The 16918-nt window shown below is 72.0% G+C and carries 19 protein-coding genes; 9 read left to right on the top strand and 10 right to left on the bottom strand.

What is annotated here, in order from left to right; genetic code table 11:
- The first annotated feature begins 287 nt into the window (after positions 1–287).
- The 5 genes from BBK82_RS34025 (at position 288) to BBK82_RS34005 (ending at position 5371) form a co-directional block, all read left to right on the top strand.
- Positions 288–2117 carry a sigma-70 family RNA polymerase sigma factor gene (locus BBK82_RS34025; protein WP_065918643.1) on the top strand — a complete coding sequence of 610 codons (1830 nt, stop codon included), beginning with the start codon at positions 288–290 and terminating at the stop codon, positions 2115–2117.
- Positions 2118–2179: 62 nt separating this feature from the next.
- The gene (locus BBK82_RS34020) at positions 2180–3238 is read left to right on the top strand and encodes a DUF1996 domain-containing protein (protein WP_218920414.1); all 1059 of its coding nucleotides are present in this window, start codon (positions 2180–2182) and stop codon (positions 3236–3238) included.
- Complete coding sequence (locus BBK82_RS34015) at positions 3238–3759, top strand: DUF305 domain-containing protein (protein ID WP_065918642.1); 522 nt, start codon at positions 3238–3240, stop codon at positions 3757–3759. The genes BBK82_RS34020 and BBK82_RS34015 overlap by 1 nt, the downstream gene beginning before the upstream one ends.
- 34 nt (positions 3760–3793) lie before the next feature.
- Complete coding sequence (locus BBK82_RS34010; protein WP_065918641.1) at positions 3794–4615, top strand: lipoyl protein ligase domain-containing protein; 822 nt, start codon at positions 3794–3796, stop codon at positions 4613–4615.
- A 27-nt stretch (positions 4616–4642) separates the two neighbouring features.
- Positions 4643–5371 carry a spermidine synthase gene (locus tag BBK82_RS34005; protein WP_065918640.1) on the top strand — a complete coding sequence of 243 codons (729 nt, stop codon included), beginning with the start codon at positions 4643–4645 and terminating at the stop codon, positions 5369–5371.
- Here the strand turns inward: BBK82_RS34005 and BBK82_RS34000 are convergent.
- The 5 genes from BBK82_RS34000 to BBK82_RS33980 all read right to left on the bottom strand — a co-directional run bounded on the left by BBK82_RS34000 (position 5356) and on the right by BBK82_RS33980 (position 8422).
- A complete protein-coding gene (locus BBK82_RS34000; RefSeq protein WP_065918639.1) occupies positions 5356–5868 on the bottom strand; it encodes a hypothetical protein in 513 nt (170 codons plus the stop codon). The genes BBK82_RS34005 and BBK82_RS34000 overlap by 16 nt on opposite strands.
- Positions 5858–6634: a hypothetical protein gene (locus BBK82_RS33995; RefSeq protein WP_154697652.1), complete on the bottom strand. Its 777-nt coding sequence runs from the start codon at positions 6632–6634 to the stop codon at positions 5858–5860. The genes BBK82_RS34000 and BBK82_RS33995 overlap by 11 nt, the downstream gene beginning before the upstream one ends.
- Before the next feature lie 114 nt (positions 6635–6748).
- Positions 6749–6934, bottom strand: coding sequence for a hypothetical protein (locus BBK82_RS33990; RefSeq protein ID WP_065921556.1), 186 nt, complete (start codon positions 6932–6934; stop codon positions 6749–6751).
- 17 nt (positions 6935–6951) lie between these two features.
- A complete protein-coding gene (locus BBK82_RS33985; protein WP_065918637.1) occupies positions 6952–7506 on the bottom strand; it encodes a biliverdin-producing heme oxygenase in 555 nt (184 codons plus the stop codon).
- A gap of 19 nt (positions 7507–7525) precedes the next feature.
- Positions 7526–8422 (bottom strand): glycoside hydrolase family 26 protein, encoded by an 897-nt coding sequence (locus BBK82_RS33980; protein ID WP_065918636.1) that lies wholly within the window; start codon positions 8420–8422, stop codon positions 7526–7528.
- 294 nt (positions 8423–8716) lie between these two features.
- Here BBK82_RS33980 and BBK82_RS33975 point away from each other — a divergent pair, with 294 nt between their 5' ends.
- Complete coding sequence (locus BBK82_RS33975; protein ID WP_218920413.1) at positions 8717–9730, top strand: LacI family DNA-binding transcriptional regulator; 1014 nt, start codon at positions 8717–8719, stop codon at positions 9728–9730.
- Here the strand turns inward: BBK82_RS33975 and BBK82_RS33970 are convergent.
- A complete protein-coding gene (locus BBK82_RS33970; RefSeq protein ID WP_065918634.1) occupies positions 9727–10698 on the bottom strand; it encodes an SDR family NAD(P)-dependent oxidoreductase in 972 nt (323 codons plus the stop codon). The genes BBK82_RS33975 and BBK82_RS33970 overlap by 4 nt on opposite strands.
- Positions 10699–10816: 118 nt before the next feature.
- Here BBK82_RS33970 and BBK82_RS33965 point away from each other — a divergent pair, with 118 nt between their 5' ends.
- Positions 10817–11392, top strand: a complete 576-nt coding sequence (locus BBK82_RS33965) for a TetR/AcrR family transcriptional regulator (protein WP_065921555.1) — start codon at positions 10817–10819, stop codon at positions 11390–11392.
- A gap of 19 nt (positions 11393–11411) precedes the next feature.
- Here BBK82_RS33965 and BBK82_RS33960 read toward each other — a convergent pair whose 3' ends face one another.
- Genes BBK82_RS33960 through BBK82_RS33945 form a run of 4 tightly spaced genes read right to left on the bottom strand, consistent with a single transcriptional unit; the run spans position 11412 to position 14690 of the window.
- Positions 11412–12014: a response regulator transcription factor gene (locus BBK82_RS33960; protein WP_065918633.1), complete on the bottom strand. Its 603-nt coding sequence runs from the start codon at positions 12012–12014 to the stop codon at positions 11412–11414.
- The gene (locus BBK82_RS33955; protein ID WP_065918632.1) at positions 12011–13075 is read right to left on the bottom strand and encodes a sensor histidine kinase; all 1065 of its coding nucleotides are present in this window, start codon (positions 13073–13075) and stop codon (positions 12011–12013) included. The genes BBK82_RS33960 and BBK82_RS33955 overlap by 4 nt, the downstream gene beginning before the upstream one ends.
- Positions 13072–13803, bottom strand: a complete 732-nt coding sequence (locus tag BBK82_RS33950; protein WP_065918631.1) for an ABC transporter permease — start codon at positions 13801–13803, stop codon at positions 13072–13074. Before BBK82_RS33950 ends, BBK82_RS33955 begins: the two co-directional genes overlap by 4 nt.
- Positions 13800–14690 carry an ABC transporter ATP-binding protein gene (locus BBK82_RS33945; RefSeq protein ID WP_065921554.1) on the bottom strand — a complete coding sequence of 297 codons (891 nt, stop codon included), beginning with the start codon at positions 14688–14690 and terminating at the stop codon, positions 13800–13802. Before BBK82_RS33945 ends, BBK82_RS33950 begins: the two co-directional genes overlap by 4 nt.
- Before the next feature lie 107 nt (positions 14691–14797).
- On the opposite strand from BBK82_RS33945, the gene BBK82_RS33940 reads away from it, so the two are divergent.
- Together BBK82_RS33940 and BBK82_RS33935 are read left to right on the top strand one after the other, a co-directional pair.
- Entirely contained in the window at positions 14798–15634 is an 837-nt protein-coding gene (locus BBK82_RS33940; protein ID WP_065918630.1) for a PhzF family phenazine biosynthesis protein, read from the top strand.
- A gap of 141 nt (positions 15635–15775) precedes the next feature.
- On the top strand, positions 15776–16897 hold the full coding sequence (locus BBK82_RS33935; RefSeq protein WP_065918629.1) for a BMP family lipoprotein: 1122 nt from the start codon (positions 15776–15778) through the stop codon (positions 16895–16897).
- Positions 16898–16918: the final 21 nt, after the last annotated feature.

Genomic DNA, 16918 nt, shown 5'->3' with positions numbered 1-16918 from the left:
CACAGGGCGGCCGGGCACGGTCGGGAGGGCGGCACGGCGGAGCGGCACGGCGGCGCAGGTGGGCGTTTCAGCACCAGCCCGCCGAACCCGTCGCAGCACCCTCACGGCGCCCGCACCGCGCCCGCGCCCCCTTCACCACCCCCGCCGCGCCCCGTAGGGTGGCCCGTCGGCACCCCGAGCCCGGCCCCCACCGAGCGCCCGGAAAAGTCGCCGAAGTTTTTCCGTTATCGCCGGCTCCCCAGGACATCTCCTGGTCAGAGGACCCTGGACCGGCAAGTGAGGTGGGCATGGCGGTGGCCGAGGAACCCGGCGTCGCGACGGTGGTGGCCGCGCGGGATGGCGACCAGCGGGCGTTGGACGACCTGGTGAGCGGGTACCTGCCGCTGGTCTACAACATCGTGGGGCACGCGCTCGGTGGGCACGCGGACACCGATGACGTGGTCCAGGAGACCATGTTGCGGGCGGTGCACGGCTTGTCGTCGTTGCGTGATCCGGCCGGGTTCCGGTCGTGGCTGGTCGTGATCGCGATGAACCAGATCCGGTTGCGGCACCGGGAACGGCAGCGGGTGCCGGTGACCGGGGAGGTGCTGGAGGACCTGGCCGATCCCGGTGCGGACTTCGTCGACCTCACCATCATGCGGTTGCAGCTGTCGGGGCAGCGGCGGGAGGTCGTCGCGGCCACGCGGTGGTTGAGCGCGGACGAGCGCGAGCTGTTGTCGTTGTGGTGGTTGGAGGCGGCTGGGCGGCTGACCCGCACGGAGGTCGCGGACGCACTCGAGCTGACCCCGCAGCACACGGCAGTGCGCGTCCAACGCGTCAAGGCCCAGCTCGATGCCGCGCGGATCGTGGTGCGGACGTTGGAACGCCAGCCGCGCTGTCCCGAGCTGGCAGCGGTGATCGCGGACTGGGACGGTGACCCGAGTCCGTTGTGGCGCAAGCGGATCGCCCGGCACAGTCGCAGCTGCGCCAGGTGTGAGCGGTGCGGGTACGACCTCGCCGCGGTCGAAGGGCTCATCGCCCGGCTGCCGCTCGTGCCGCTGCCCGCCCTGTTCACGGTGGACCAGCCCGCGCTCATCGGGACGCAGGTCAGCATCTCCCAGGCGACCGCGGCCCCGGTCACGACCGGCAAGTTCAGCGTGTTCCTGCAGGGCGCGCTGGTGAAGCCCATCGCCGCCGCGGCAGCCGCGGTGGTCGCCGCCGGCATCGTGGTCGCCGTCCTGCCCGGACGGGAGGAGCCGCTCGCCCAGCCGATCTCCGCCACCACCTCGCAGACCCCGACCACGACGCCTCCCACCACGAGCGAGGTCTCGTCCTCCACCGCACCCCCGACGACCACCACGACCGTCGCCGCCCCGCCTCCTCCACCGCCGGCCAAGACCGTCACGGCGTCGGCGAAGAAGGGCGTCAGCACCTGGAACTTCACCGGGGTCGGCAAGGCGCTCACCGACGTGCGGGCGAGCTGGTACTACAACTGGGCCGTGCACCCCGACGGCGTCCCCACGCCGCCGAACGTCGAGTTCGTACCGATGATCTGGGGCGCGAAGTTCACCGACGACGCGACCATCGCCCGCGCCAAGGCCAACGGCAAGGTGCTGCTCGGGTTCAACGAGCCCGACTTCCCCGACCAGGCCAACATGACGCCCGAGCAGGCGCTCGACCTGTGGCCCAAGCTCGCCGCGACCGGGCTGCGGCTCGGCAGCCCCGCCGTCGCGCACAGCGGTGACAAGCCGGGCGGCTGGCTCGACCGGTTCATGACCGGTGCGGCGCAACGGAACCTGCGCGTCGACTTCATCACCGTGCACTGGTACGGCTCCGACTTCAGCGCGGCGGCCGTCGGGCACCTGAAGAACTACCTCGACGCGGTCCACGCCCGGTACGGCAAACCGGTGTGGCTCACCGAGTACTCGCTCATCGACTTCTCCACCGGCACGCCGCGCTACCCCACCCAGGCCCAGCTCGCGGCGTTCGCCCGCGGGTCCGCCGTGATGATGGAGGGCCTGCCCTACCTGGAGCGCTACGCCTGGTTCGCGCTGCCCGCCGACAAGCCCGGCACCGGCCTCTACGCCCCCGGCGGCACCCCGAACCAGGCCGGCGAGGCCTACCGCGACGCGGGCTGAGACGCCCGCGCCGGCTCTCCGTTCCACCTGTGTCACCCGACCCTGCCCGAAAGGATCTTTCGATGACCCACGCCCCTGCCCCGTCGAGGATGCGGAGGCGCGTCCTGATCGCCGTCCTGTCCGTGGCCGGCGTCGCCGCGTCCGCGGTGACGGCGAACGCGATGTTCTTCTCCCCGCCGAAGCCGCCACCGGCCGCGATCTCGACGAGCACGACCACGACCACGACGACCACCTCCCAGCAGACGGCCGACCCCACGACCGCCGCGCCGGGAACGCCGGGCACCACCAACGCGCCGACGACCGCTCCGGCCACCACCAAGCCGGCCGCCCAGCTGCCGCCGCAGGAACCGATCCCGCCGGGCGCCGTGCGCGTCGCGGAGTTCGTCGCCGAGTGCCCGTTCACGCACCGGCTGCCCGACGACCCGATCGTCTTCCCGAAGCTGCCCGGCGTCTCGCACATGCACAGCTTCTTCGGCAACGTCTCGACCAACGCCCACAGCGACGTCGAGAGCCTCGGCAAGGCCACCAGCACGTGCAACCCCAAGAAGGACCTGTCCTCGTACTGGGTGCCCACGCTGCTGGTCGACGGCCAGCCCGTCGAACCGACCGGCACGACGTTCTACTACCTCGGTGAAGGCGTGCGCGACGACGTCACCAAGCGCATCCAGCCGCTGCCGTACGGGCTGCGGATCGTCGCCGGCAACGCCAAGGCCACCGCACCGGACAACACGACGAACTCGCGCTGGTCCTGCCTGCACGCCGGGCACGTCGGCGCGTCCAAGGACTTCGTCAACTGCCCGGCCGGCACGATGATCGAGTCCTACCTGGACTTCCCGCAGTGCTGGAACGGCAAGGACCTCGACTCGGCCGACCACAAGAGCCACATGGCCTACCCGGTCGCCGGCGACTGCCCGGCCACGCACCCGGTCCCGGTGCCGAAGCTGCGCCAGGTGCTGCGCTACCCCGCGAGCGGTGACCCGGCGCGGTTCAAGCTCTCGTCCGGTCCCGGGTTCACGATGCACGGCGACTTCTTCAACGCGTGGCCGGAGGCCGAGATGGCCCAGCGCGTGCGCGACTGCATCAACCGGATCGTCAAGTGCGGCCCGGACGGCCGCCCGTAGTGCGAACGCTCCTCCTCGCGGCGGTCCCGCTCACAGCGGTCCTGCTCACGGCCTGCGGCGCTCCAGTCGCCGAGCCCCCTGTCCCGCAGGCCGGGCCGACCGCCACCGACCTCGCGTTCCTGGAGCTGGTGATCCCGCAGAACGAGTCGGCGCTCGCCGTGCTGGAGCTGGCCGGGCGCCGCGAGGACTCCGCGCTGCGCCCGGTCACGGACCAGGTCGTGACCGGCTACCGGACCGAGCTGGCCAGGGCACGGGAGCTGCTCACCCGGGCCGGCCGGCAGGAGACCGACCTGCACGACGGCCACGACATGCCCGGCATGATCACGGCCGCCGAGCTGGCGTCGATCGGCGACTCCCGGGGCAGCGAGTTCGACCAGCGGCTGCGGACGTTGCTGCGCACCCAGTTCGAGGAAGCGCGCACGGTCGCCCGCGCAGAGCTCTCCGGCGGCACGAGCCCGCCGGTGCTCGAGCTGGGGACCCGCATCGAACGCACGCGGGCGGAGTTCCTGGCACTCCTGTGAGCGACGAGCCGGGTCGTGGTCGAGAATCACCGTCGTGCCACCAGCGGAGAACCTCGACCACCCCCGGCTCCTCGTGTCCGGCAGCGCGGGCGACGCGGTCACGGAGCTGGTGATCCCGGCCCTGTTGCTGCGCACACCTGGCCCCGCGTGGTCGCAGCTCGTCCACGTCTACGTGCCCCACGGCCCCACGGTCGCGTTCAGCGGCCGCGACCTCCGCTCCCCCGGCATCGCCGAGGCCACCGAGGTGGCCCGTGCGGCGGGGTTCGAGGTCGTGGTCCGCTCGCCGGGCGGGCGGATGGTCGCCTACGACAGCGGCGCCGTCGTGATCGACCACCTCGACAGCACCACCGACATCCGGCAGGCGGGCCGGTCGACGTTCGCCGCCAACGCCGAGAGCCACGTCCGGGTGCTGCGCGCGCTCGGTGCCGTCGACGCCCGCATCGGCGAGGTGGACGGCGAGTACTGCCCCGGCGAGTTCAGCATCAACGTCGGCGGCGTGGCGAAGGTCGTGGGCTCGGCCCAGCGCGTCACCGCCACCGGGTCGCTCTTCAGCACGGTCGTGCAGGTCAACATGTCCGACCGGGTCCGTGCGGTGATCACGGACGTGTCCGACGCGCTCGGCTACGACCTGCGCACGAGCTCCATCGCGGGCCTGGCCGACCACGCCCCCGCGCTGACCGCCGAGGAGGTGGCGGCGGCCTTCGTGGCGGACTACCGCGACCGGCTCGGCATGACCGACGGGCAGCTGCCGGGTGAGGTCGCCGAGCACGCGTCGGCCGTCGCCTCTAGGGTGAACGGCTCGTCGCCCTTCCGCGTCGACGACTGGACGCGCGCACACCCCGTGCCGAGCGCCTGACCTCCCCCACCCGGAGCTGACCACCGCATGAGTGCACGTTTCCAGGAGCTCGACTGGCGGCGGACGCCGCTCGGCGAGCTCACCCTGCGCCGGCGCCTCGACCCGGCCAGCGGCGCGGAGATCCACGAGATCAAGCTCAACGACGAGTTCCTGATGTCGAGCATGTTCACCGTCGCCGAGGTCGAGCTGGCCCGCCTCGCACTGGCCGAGCTGCCGGACGGGCCGCTGGACGTGGTCGTCGGCGGGCTGGGACTCGGGTACACCGCCCAGACCGTGCTGGAGGACCCGCGCGTCGCCTCGATGGTGGTCGTGGACGCGCTCGGCGAGGTGATCGAGTGGCACCGGCAGGGCCTCATCCCCGCCGGGAAGACCCTCGCCGCCGACGGGCGGTGCCGGTTCGTGCACGGCGACCTCTTCGCGATGCTCCGCTCCGGACAGGGCTTCGACCCGGAGTCGCCGGGAAGGCGGTTCGACGCGGTCGTCGTCGACATCGACCACTCGCCGCGGCACCTGCTGCACCCGGCCAACGCCGACTTCTACGGCGAGACGGGTTCGCGGCGGATCGCCGAGCTGCTGCGGCCGGGCGGGATCTTCGCGCTGTGGTCCAACGACCCGCCGGACGAGGAGTACGCCGCCGGTCTCGCCGAGGTCTTCACCGGCGTGCGGGCCGAGGTCGTCAGCTTCCCGAACCCGTTGCAGGGCCGGGACTCCACCAACACGGTCTACCTCGCGAGGCGCCGTCAGCCGAGCAGCTGAGCGAGGTGGACGGTCCGGCCGCGGTCCCACGACCCGTGCGAGCCGCCGTGGAAGACAACCTCCGCGCGCTCGCCGACCGTGACCGCCACGACCCGCCCGACAGGTCCGATCGAGCCGTGCAGCCGGACCACGTCACCCGCGGCGAGCTCGTCCGCGTGCTTCGTCCCGGTGTTGCGCGCCGGGGACGCGGGCTTGATGCGGGCCGTGACCAGCCACCACGACCCGCCGCACACCACGGGTGTCGCGAGCACCAGGACTCCGGCGAGGACGGGGAACGTGCGCACGAGTGCCGCGGCGGCCACCAACGCCCACAGCGTGCTGGTCGTCGCGGCGAGGAGCGGCGAGCTCACCGCGTGGTGGCCGACCTGGAGCCAGCCCGTGGTGCGCACCCAGCCGCCGGGTGTGAGGCCGCGGGGTGCCCGGCCGTCCGCGAGGCTCGGCGCGGTGTCGGTGAGGACCGGTTCGCGGAACAGGTCGGCCTGCCCGTCAGCCGGCACGGTGCCACCTCAGCTGGTTCCTGTCGTTGCGGGCGCACACCATCTCGTTGCCCTCCCTGGTGGTCCTGCGCGCGCCGGGGAGCAGGCACGGCTTGCCGAGCCGGTCGTCGTGCCACTCCTCGTCGGGCGCCGGTGACGAGCTGGTCGTGGACGGCGGCGCTGAGCTTTCCGTCGTGGTCACCGGTGTTGTTGTCGTCCTGGCCGGGGCGGACGTCGTCGAGGGTGCCAGCGAGCTGGGAACCGTCGTGGTCACCGGGACCGGAGCGCAGTCGACCGGCACGACCCCTCTGTCCACGACGGACCGCGCGTAGTCGGTCCCGTCCGGCAGCTGCACGTCGACCAGCATCCGGTCGGCACCGGAGGTGTCGTCGTTCCTGGCGACGACCCTGACCTTCGTGCCCTGCAACAACTCTTGGGCGACCGCCCGCGACCGGGCCGGCCAGCACGCCGTCACGGGCCTGAGCCCGGCGACCCGCGCGCGGACGACGTGCCCGGTGACCGGCTCCGCTCCCTCGAACAGGTCCACATCGGACACCGACTGCACGGTGACCTCGAACGAGTCGCCCCGGTGCCCCGCAGCGCCCGGCCCGCCACCGTCCTGCGGCTGACCTGCCGCGCCGAACCCGGCGGCACCGGTGGTGGCGAGCGCGGTGCAGACCCCGAGGCACCCGATCGCCAGCCGCGCGGACTGGCTGCTGCGCCACCACAGGCGGCGCACGACCCCGGCGCGGGCCTGCTGGACGACGGACTCGGCTGTGCTGGGCAATGGCGTCCCCGCCTTCGAACGTCGGGTGATCTCGTGGACGAACGGCCTGTCACTGACCAATACGGGTCAGCGACGCGACCGTTCATTCACAGATTTGCGCCGACGTTCACACACTTAGCGCTTCTTCGGCCACGGGATCAGCAGCATGACGCCACCACCGACGCACAGCAGGCCGATCGTCGTCCACAGCTGCTGGCCGGTCATGAAGCTGCCCTTGAGGTAGCCGAGGCCCTGCGCGGTCCAGACACCGCCGATCAGGAGCAGCACGATCCCGAGCCCGGTCATCAGTTTCCTGCTCATGGGGTGCAGGCTACCGATCAGCTCACCGCGCGCAGCCATTCGCCGAAGATCCGGAAGTGCAGGTTCGCCGCAGCGCTGGCCGCCTCGGCCTGATCGGCGGTCAGCACGTGCTCCGCCACCGCCCCGAACCGCCTGAGCCTGCGCCGCACATCGCCGTCCGAGGCGAAGAACGACACCGGCACCGGACCAAGTGCCTCACCGACCCACCGGGTGATCAGCCGGCCACCGAGCCGCGCGCCCTCGACGACGTAGAGCGAGCCGACCAGTGCGGGCAGCTCGGCCACGTCCGGCGGATCGGCCCTGCGCAGCGACGCGATCCGCGCGGAGCTCCACCCGAGCCCGCGCAGGTCGCCGGCAAGCAGTCCGGCGCCGGGCGCCAGCTCCCACGGCAGGTCGTGTGCCGCGATGGAGGCGTCCAGCGCCTTCTCCAGCGGCTCGTGGAACCCGAGGAACGCGGCCAGCACCCCGGCGTAGCGCGCCGGGGAGTCGAGCCGGTGCAGGAACCCGAGCTCGTCCTCGAGCGCGCGGTGCGCGGCACGGGTCTCGATGCGCAGGTGAGCCAGGAGGTTCACCTGCGCATCCTATTCGCGGCTAGGAACCGTTGCGGGGGACGGTGAACTCACCCTGGTTCAGCGTGCGCGGGTGGAAGTAGCCCGCCTGCACCTCGGCCGGGGTGTTGTTGCCGCGCAGGTGTTCCGACCAGACCATGAAGTAGCTCCACCGGGTCTGGCTGGTCAGCATCGCGTTGCCGGGCACCTTGCCCGTCTCGGCCAGCGCGATGGGCTTGCCGGCCGCGATGTCCTGGATCTGCTGGTAGTCACCGGAACTGGGCAGACCCTTGTACCAGACGTCCAGCGACACCACGTCCACGTACTGCGCGCCGGGGTAGTACGAGGCCCAGCCGCCGGCCGGGTTGTCCTGGACGTTCCACACCCACACCAGGTTGTCGAGCCCCTTGGCCGTCAGGTGGTCGCGGGTGATCCGGTAGAGCTTGGCGCTGCCCTCCGGACCCGGACGGTTGCCCCACCAGTTCCAGGCCTCGTTCATCTCGTGCAGCGGCCGGAACAGCACCGGCACACCCGCCGCCTTGAGCTGTTGCAGGTACGGCACCACCTCGTCGAGGCGGCGCTTCCAGGCGTTGTTGAGCGCCGTGCCGTTCGTGACCACCTCGGTGAACTGCGCCTGGCTGATCTGCGTCTTCACCCCGCCGTCGAACTGGCAGGTGCTGCCGCCGGTCGGGGTGCAGACGTGCCAGGTGAGGGTGACCAGCGAGCCGTTGGCCCACTCGACCTTCGCCTGGTCGACCACCCGCTGCCGGTTGGCGACGTCCTCCGGCCGGAACATCAGGTCGCCGCCCCACAGCCCGGGGTACTGGCCGGTGATGTCCTTGACCTGCTGGGTGTACTGGCCGGGGTTGCTCGCCGGTTCCTTGTTGTGCTGCCCGGAGACGACGTACCTGCCGGTGATCGAACCCAGGTGGTTGACCACCTGCTGCCTGGTGGACGGCGGAACGCCTGCGTCGGCGGTGCCGTCGCCACCAGAGCTCCCAGGAACGTCAGGACCGCGGCCAGTGCCGCGCCGAACCGCATCGCCGCGCGTCGATGGCGCGCGGTGGTTGTGCGTCGCATTCGCTCCTCCTCGTGGTTCGCCGCGGCGGCGAGGCCTGAGCTAAAACGCTTAAGCAGGGGCTGGACATGAATTTAACCCGGGTGAAACGCGTTGTCCATGAAGCGTTATATGGGGTTGCGCGGTATGATCACCTGCGCTGCTATGTTGGGTCTCGTGAAGCGGCCGACGATCTCCGACGTCGCGCAACGCGCGGGCGTCTCGATCAGCGCCGCGTCGTTCGCCCTCAACGGCAGGCCCGGTGTCTCCGACCGGACCCGGCAGCGGGTCCTCGCGATCGCCGACGAGATCGGCTGGCACCGCAACAGCGCGGCCCGCGTGCTGTCCGGCGGCACGACCAACGTGATCGGCATGGCGTTCCCCCGGCCCGCCACCACCCTCGGCGCCGAACCGTTCTTCATGGAGCTGGTCAGCGGCATCGAGTCGGTGCTGGCGGGGCCGGGGTACGCGTTGATGATGCAGGTGGTCGCCGATGTGGACGCCGAGCTGAAGGTCTACCGGTCGTGGTGGGGCGAGCACCGGGTGGACGGGATCGTCGTGGTCGACCTGCGCGGTGACGACCCGAGGGTCGGCCTGCTGGAGGAGCTCGCCCTGCCGGCCGTGGTGGTCGGCGGCCCCGCCGAGGTGGGATCGCTCCCGCACGTGTGGGCGGACGACGCGGCGGCGGCCGTGGAGACCGTCGGGTACCTCGCCGCGCTGGGCCACCGCCGGATCGCGCGCGTCGCGGGTCTGCCCGACCTGCTGCACACCCGGCGGCGCGACGAGGCGTTCCGGGAGGCGGGCGGCACGTACGGGCTGGACTTCGACATCGTGCACACCGACTACACCGGCCTCGAAGGCGCTCAGGCCACCCGCCGGCTGCTCAGCTCGCGCGAACGCCCGACGGCGGTCCTGTACGACAACAGCATCATGGCCGTGGCGGGCATGTCGGTGGCCGACGAGATGCGGCTCTCCGTCCCCGCCGACCTGTCGATCGTCGCGTGGGACGACTCCCAGCTGTGCCAGGTGATCCGCCCGGCGATCACAGCGCTGGCCCGTGACGTCACGGCCTACGGCGCCCGCGTCGCCCGGTTGCTGCTCGACGTGGTGACCCGGGCCGACGGCGAGCGCAGCGTGGAGGTGCCGGCGCCGCGGCTCGTGCCGAGGTCGAGCACCGCGCCGCCGCGTTAGCTCCCGGTCAGGAGCTTCGCCGAGACGTCCCACAGGCGTTTCGCCGTTTCCGGGTCGAGGGCCCAGGACTTCACGCCGTGCGAGGTCTCGGCCGTGGGCTCGGCGTCGTCGGCCACGACCCGCGCCTCCCGGCAGTCGTCGAGGTACCTGCCGCCGACGCCGGCGAACTCGGGTGCCACGGCCGCGACGAGCGTGGTGGCGGCACCCTGCTCCGGCGTCTTGTAGGTGAAGACACCGGCCGCTTCCGCCTGGTCGAAGTACGCGTTCAGCTCGGGCGTGAAGTGCCGCTGCAGGTTCGTCGCTATGCCGCCGGGGTTGACCGCGTTGACGACGATGCCGTCACCCGCCCAGCGCCGCGTCGCCTCGACGGCGAACAACACGGTGGCGGACTTGGATTGGCCGTACGCGATCATCGGGTCGTACTCGCGCCGTTCGAAGTGCAGGTCGTCGAAGTCCACCGGCGCGGACATGTGCCCGGCCGAGCTCAGCGCCACCACGCGCGCCTCTCCTCGTTGCGCCGCACCGGCTTTGAGCGCTCCGTGCAGGCCGAGGGCGAGCGCGAAGTGGCCGAGGTGGTTGACGGCGAACTGGTGCTCCCACCCCTCCGGCGTCCGCTGCAAGGGCGTGGCCATCACCCCGGCGTTATTGACCAGCAGGTGCAATGGCCCCGACCAGCTCGTGGTGAAGTCCCGGACGCTCGCCTGGTCGGCCAGGTCGAGAGGCCGCACGTCGACGGCCTCGTTGCCGGTGGTGGCGGTGATGTCCGCGGCGACCTCACGCCCGGCGTCGGTGTTGCGCACGGCCAGCGTGACCGCCGCGCCGGCCTTGGCGAGCGACCGCGCGGTCTCGATCCCGATGCCGGACGCGGCACCGGTCACCACCGCCCTGGTGCCGGTCAGGTCGACGCCTGCCACCACCTCGTCGGCGGTGCTGGTCGCGCTGAAACGGGTCGTGATCGTGCTGTTCATGACCTGGTCCTCCCGCGATCGGACTAAACGGACCCTGTGTCCGTTATCGCGACCGTAGCACAAACGGACCCTGTGTCCATTTGGACAGCATGTCCGTTTTACCCGTAGAATGGTGGCCATGAGCACCTCACCCGCCCTGCGCTCCGACGCCGTGCGCAACCGGGCACTGCTGATCGAGGCCGCTCGCACCGAGCTCGCCGCCCACCCCGGCCCCCTGCGCCTGCGCGAGGTCGCCCGCCGCGCCGGCGTCGGCCAGGGCACGCTCTACCGCCACTTCCCGACCAGGGACGCGTTGCTCGCCGCACTGACCGTGGACCGCCTCGAGGGTCTGGTCGAGGTGTTCGAGGCAACCGCCCGCGCCGACGATGACGCCCTGGAACCGTCGTGGCGCGCGGCCGTGCTGCACGGCCTGGAAACGGGCCGCGACCGCACGTTCACCGAGGTGCTGTCCACCGGGAACGCCGCGGACCCCGAGACGGCGGCGCTGATCGGCCGGTTCGAGACGGCGCTGGCGGTGGTCGTCGGACGCGGTCAGGAGCTCGGGTTCGTGGCGGCGACGCTGACGTTCGGGGACGTGCTGCGGCTGATCTGCGGGGCGCAGCACGCGGTGGCGATGGCGGTCGAGGTGACGGAGCTGCCGGAGCGCTACACCGACGTGCTGCTGGCGGGGCTGCGTCCGTCCACACGCGACTGACCGGATCTCCTGGGGTGCCTCAGAGCCAGCCGCGTTCCCGCGCCACCTTCGCCGCCTCCGACCGGTTGCGCGCCCCGAGCTTCGCCATCGCCGTCGACAGGTAGTTCCGCACGGTCCCCTCCGCCAGGTTCAACCGGGCCGCGATGTCGGCGTTGCTCGCCCCCGTCGTCACCTCCTGCAGCAGCTCGCGTTCCCGCGGTGTCAACGGGTCCGCGCTGTCCCACGCGGCCATCGCCAGCTCCGGCGCCACCACGCGCTCCCCCGCGTGCACCCGCCGCAACGCCGTCACCAGGTCCGCGATCGGTGCGTCCTTCAACACGTACCCGGCCACCCCGGCGTCCATCGCCCGGCGCAGGTACCCGCTGCGCGCGAACGTCGTCACGATCAGCACCCTGGTGGCGGAGCCCAGCCGGTTCAGCTCCAGAGCGACGTCGAGGCCGGTGGGACCGGGCATCTCGATGTCGGTCAGCAGCACGTCCGGCGCGTGTTCGGCGACCACCGCGAGGGCTTCGCCGCCGTCCCCCGCGGTGGCGACCACCGTGACGTCCGGCTGCAGGTCCAGCAGCTGCGCGAAGGCACCGCGCACCATCGCCTGGTCCTCCGCCAGCACGACCCTGATCACGTCGCCACCCGCAGCGGCACGGCGATCGTGACGGTGGTGCCCGGCGAGGCGGTGCGGCGGACCAGCCCGCCCAGTGCGGCGATCCGTTCGCGCACCCCCGTCAGGCCGTTGCCCTCCGGCGCGTGGCCGCCGATGCCGTCGTCGGCGATCACCAGCCGCAGCTCGCCTTCACGCGCCTCGATGCCGATGTGGCAGGTCTTCGCCTGCGCGTGCCGGGCCACGTTCGTCACGGCCTCGCGCAGGGCCAGGGCCAGTTCGTGCTCGGTGGAGCCGACGATCGACAGGTCGGCGTCGCGGTGGACGACGACCTCGACGCCGAGGCTGGTCAGGGTGGCGCGGGCCGCCTCCAGCTCGGTGTCGAGGCTCGCGCTGCGCCAGCCGGTGACGGCGTCGCGGATCTCACCGAGTGCGGCGCGGGCCATGCGTTCGATCTCCGCGGCCTCCTCCCGTGCGCGGGAGGGGTCGGCGGAGACCAGCTGGGCGCGCAGGACCACGGCGGTCAGGGTGTGGCCGAGCAGGTCGTGCAGGTCGCGGGCGATGCGTTCGCGTTCGGCGAGGGTGGCGAGGTGTTCGACGCGGGCGGTGCGGATGCGCAGCTCGGCGGCCTCGCGGTCGCGTTCGGCCCACTCGACCTGCAGGACGCCGACCAGCCACAGGAAGATCAGCGACGGCAGCAGGCCCCAGAGCCGGTAGGGCATCTCGACGGTCGACACCACGGCGAACAGGCCGATCAAGGCGGTCAGGCCGACGAACCACCGCATCGCCACCCGGCGCGACTCCGAGAGGCCCGCGAACGCGCCCGCGTACACGAAGAGCACCGCGGCACCGGTGTTGAACGGCGTCACCAGCGCGCCCAGCAGCACCGTCGGCACCGTGCAGCGCCAGCGGACGAGGTCCGGCCGGTGCCACGCCAGCACGTACATCGGGACGAAGGCCACGACCACGACCGCCACGAGCGCCCAGTCCCACCACGTCGTACCGGGGTCGAACACCGGCGCCCACGCCAGGTTCCCGAGGTACAGCAGGTGTGCCCAGCGGGAGATTCCGGCGACTTTTCTCATGACCGGGCGTGACGATACGACACCGCGGCCAGCGCCGCAGCCACGATCGTGGTGCCGAGCAGCGCGAGCACGTGCGTCAGCACCGGCCCGCCGGTCAGCTGGGCGCGGGCGAGCTCGGCCAGGTGGTAGGTCGGCAGGAACCGCGCGATGTCGGCGAAGAACGCCGGCATGATCGCGAGCGGCATCCACAGCCCGGACACGACGGCCGACGGGATCAGCACCGCGTTCAGCACCGCGGCCGCCGCACCCGACCCGACCTGGAAACCGATCGCCAGGCTCAGCAACGCGAACGGCAACGCGCCCAGCACCAGCACGACGAGCATCCGCAGCAACGCGGGCACCGGCGCGTCGAGCGACCCGGTGACCGCCGCGGTCACCATCATCGCCACCAGCACCCCCGCCGCGTACGGCAGCGCCGCCACCACCTTGGCCGCCAGCGTCACGCCCACCGGCACCGCCGACACCCGCTTCGCCCGCAGCCACCCGCGTTCCCGGTCCGCCGCGACCCCGATGCCGGGGTTCATCAGCACCACCGAGATCACGCCGAAAGCACCGAACGTGGCGACCATCGTGGTACCCGCCGACATCCCACCGCTGCCGAACTTCCCGAACAGCGACACGAACAGCGCGAAGAACGCCACCGGCATCACGATCGAGAAGAACAACGCCGCCGGTTCGCGGAAGATCCCCCTCAGCTCGTCGGCGAGCTCCACTCCGAAGACCTTCACGCCGCACCCCTCCCGATCAGCCCGGCCACTGCCTCTTCCAGCCCGGCGCCCTCGACCCGCAGGTCGGTGAGCCCGGGGTCCTGCGCGAGCCACACCCGCAGCAACGCCTCCGGCGCGCGGGTGCCGAGGTGCGCGTGCTCGCCGTCCTGGCGCACCCACACCACCCCGGGCAGCGCTTCGAGCCGCTCCCGTGTCAGCCCGGTCCGCGCGATCACCGTGCGGTCGGGCAACCGCGCCACGAGCTCGTCCGGCGTCCCACCGGCGACCACCCGCCCGCGGTCGAGCACCACCACCCGGTCGGCGACGGCGGACGACTCCTCGACCAGGTGCGTGGTGAGCAGCACGCCGGTGCTGCGCTCGCGCCGCTGCGCGAGGATCTGCCAGAACCTCCTGCGCGCCGGCACGTCCAGTCCCGCCGTCGGTTCGTCCAGCACGAGCAACCGCGGCTCGGCCACCAGCGCCATGGCGAGCTGCAGCCGTTGCTTCTGCCCGCCCGACAGCTTCGCCGCCCGCCGCCCGGCCAGGTCGGTGAGGTCGAGCTCGGCCAGCACCGGCCCGGCCGCCGACCTCGGCACCCCCGCCCGCACCGCCGCCCCGGTGACCAGCTCGGCCACCTTCAACGTGTTCGGGAACCCGAGCGACTGCTGCACCACCCCGAGCTGGCGCCGGGTCGACGCGATCCGCGGGTCCCCGCCGCCGACCCTGATCCGGCCCTCCTTCGCGGCGAGCAGTCCCACCACCAGGTTCACCAGGGTCGTCTTGCCCGCGCCGTTCGGCCCGAGCAACGCGACGCACTCCCCCACTCCGACGTCGAGGTCGACCCCGGCCAACGCCTTCGTGGTGCCGTAGTCGTACCTCGCCCCACGGACCTCAAGCACCGTTTCCATGGTGAACAGCCTGGCGCGCAACGGCTTTCGGTTGTAGTGAGCGGGAGTCACGTCGTCGGGATGACAAATGTCAACGCACGCGGCCCGGATGGGCCTACCGTGGCCTGATGCGAGCATTCAGCCAGGTGGACGTGTTCACCGACGAGTTCCTGTACGGCAACGCGGTCGCCGTCGTGCACGACGCGGACGTCCTGACCGATGAGCAGATGGCGGCGTTCGCCCGCTGGACGAACCTGGCCGAGACCACGTTCCTGCTCACCCCCTCCGACCCGGCCGCCGACTACCGGCTGCGGATCTTCACCATCAGCCGCGAGCTGCCCTTCGCGGGCCACCCCACCCTCGGTTCCGCCCGCGCCTGGCTGGCCGCCGGCGGCCGGCCGCGCACACCGGGGCAGCTGGTGCAGGAGTGCGCGGCCGGGCTCGTCACGGTGCGCGGCGAGGGTGGCCGGCTCGCGTTCGCCGCTCCACCGCGACAGCGCAGCGGACCGGTCACGCCGGCGGAGCTGGACACGTTGGTGGCAGCGCTGCGGATCCAGCCTGGCGAGATCGTCGAGGCGCGGTGGGCGGACAACGGACCCGGCTGGGTCGCCGTGCTGCTGCGGTCGGCCGATGCGGTGCTCGCCCTCGAACCGGACTACGCGCAGTTCGGCGGGTTCACCAGCGTCGGCGTGGTCGGGCCGCACCAGCCGGGCGGTGACGCGGCGTTCGAGGTGCGGGCGTTCGTCGACGAGGGCAGCCGGTACGACGAGGACCCGGTGACCGGCAGCCTCAACGCCGCCATCGCCCAGTGGCTCATCCCGGCGGGCGTCGCGCCCGCGGAGTACGTCGCCGCGCAGGGCACGGTGCTCGGCCGGCGTGGCCGGGTGCACCTGCGCCAGGCCGACGGCGAGATCTGGGTGGGCGGGGACACGGTCGTCGGTGTCACGGGCCAGGTGGCGCTGTGATTCCACTGTGGACGTTTCCCAGCAGGTGAGCGCGTGACCGGGTTGTTCGGCAGGCGAGGTAGCGTCCGTCCGCGTAGCCCCACAACCGCCAACCGGGTTCTGCTCTGCCGAGCAGGGAGGAGACGAGCCGTGCGCCGTCGTATGCGTGGCACCGCTGTTGCCGCGATCGCGTTGACCATGGTGGTGAGCGCCTGCGCGAAGGACTCCGGAGGTGGCACCACCGCGACGCCCACCGGTGCCGCCTGTGAGCTCGCCACCCCGCCCACCGCGGCCGCCGCGTCCAGCACCACCACGGCCGCGAGGGAGCCGGTCGACGGGAGCGCTCTCAAGATCGGCCTGGCCTACGACATCGGTGGCCGCGGCGACGCGTCGTTCAACGACCTCGCCGCCGCCGGGTTCGACCAGGCGATCAAGGACCTGGGCGTCAAGAAGGAGAACACCCGCGAGCTGTCCGCGGCGCCGAACGAGGACGAGGCCGCCAAGCAGACCCGGTTGCGCCAGCTCGCCTCCGAGGGCTTCAACCCGATCGTCGGCGTCGGCTTCGCCTACACCGAGTCGCTGAAGGTCGTGGCGCCGGAGTTCCCGAACGTCAAGTTCGGCCTGGTCGACTCCGCGGTCGAGGGCGCCGCCAACGTGACGCCGCTGGTCTTCGCCGAGCAGGAGGGCGCCTTCCTGGCGGGCGTCGTCGCCGCGTACCAGAGCAAGAAGTGCCACGTCGGCTTCGTCGGCGGCGTGAACATCCCGCTGATCCAGAAGTTCGAGGCCGGCTACGCCCAGGGCGCCCGCACCGCCGCCCCGAAGATCCAGGTCGACAAGAGGTACATCACCCCGGCCGGTGACTTCACCGGCTTCCAGGACCCGCCGAAGGGCCAGGAGGCCGCGAAGGGCCTGATCGACCAGGGCGCCGACGTCCTCTACCCCGCCGCCGGCGCGTCCGGCATCGGCGTGTTCTCCGCGGTGAAGCAGGCGGGCGTGCTCGCGATCGGCTGTGACGCCGACCAGTACAACCAGCCGGCCCTGGTGAACACCAGGGACGTCATCGTGGCGTCGAGCCTCAAGCGCGTCGACGTGGCGGTGTACGACTTCTTCCGCGCGGCCGCGAAGAACGACCTCGCGTCGCTGCCGAAGGTGTTCGACCTCAAGTCGGACGGCGTCGGGTACGCCACGTCGGGCGGCAAGATCGACGCGAGGCTGCAGGGCATCCTCGAGGGCTACAAGGCCCAGATCATCGAGGGCAAGATCAAGGTCGCGGAACAGCCGTAGGCATCGGACCGGGCTGCCGCC

Origin of the sequence: Lentzea guizhouensis (assembly GCF_001701025.1) — a bacterium.
Lineage (GTDB): Bacteria > Actinomycetota > Actinomycetes > Mycobacteriales > Pseudonocardiaceae > Lentzea > Lentzea guizhouensis.
Note: the sequence above shows the minus strand (reverse complement) of the source record. Positions and strands in the feature narration are given on the sequence as shown.

What these genes read in the sequence shown, in the direction of transcription:
- BBK82_RS34025 (WP_065918643.1), top strand. Translation starts at nt 288, where the DNA reads ATGGCGGTGGCCGAGGAACCCGGCGTCGCGACGGTGGTGGCCGCGCGG.
- BBK82_RS34020 (WP_218920414.1), top strand. Translation starts at nt 2,180, where the DNA reads ATGACCCACGCCCCTGCCCCGTCGAGGATGCGGAGGCGCGTCCTGATC.
- BBK82_RS34005 (WP_065918640.1), top strand. Translation starts at nt 4,643, where the DNA reads ATGAGTGCACGTTTCCAGGAGCTCGACTGGCGGCGGACGCCGCTCGGC.
- BBK82_RS33990 (WP_065921556.1), bottom strand. Translation starts at nt 6,934, where the DNA reads ATGAGCAGGAAACTGATGACCGGGCTCGGGATCGTGCTGCTCCTGATC.
- BBK82_RS33970 (WP_065918634.1), bottom strand. Translation starts at nt 10,698, where the DNA reads ATGAACAGCACGATCACGACCCGTTTCAGCGCGACCAGCACCGCCGAC.
- BBK82_RS33965 (WP_065921555.1), top strand. Translation starts at nt 10,817, where the DNA reads ATGAGCACCTCACCCGCCCTGCGCTCCGACGCCGTGCGCAACCGGGCA.
- BBK82_RS33955 (WP_065918632.1), bottom strand. Translation starts at nt 13,075, where the DNA reads ATGAGAAAAGTCGCCGGAATCTCCCGCTGGGCACACCTGCTGTACCTC.
- BBK82_RS33945 (WP_065921554.1), bottom strand. Translation starts at nt 14,690, where the DNA reads ATGGAAACGGTGCTTGAGGTCCGTGGGGCGAGGTACGACTACGGCACC.
- BBK82_RS33940 (WP_065918630.1), top strand. Translation starts at nt 14,798, where the DNA reads ATGCGAGCATTCAGCCAGGTGGACGTGTTCACCGACGAGTTCCTGTAC.
- BBK82_RS33935 (WP_065918629.1), top strand. Translation starts at nt 15,776, where the DNA reads ATGCGTGGCACCGCTGTTGCCGCGATCGCGTTGACCATGGTGGTGAGC.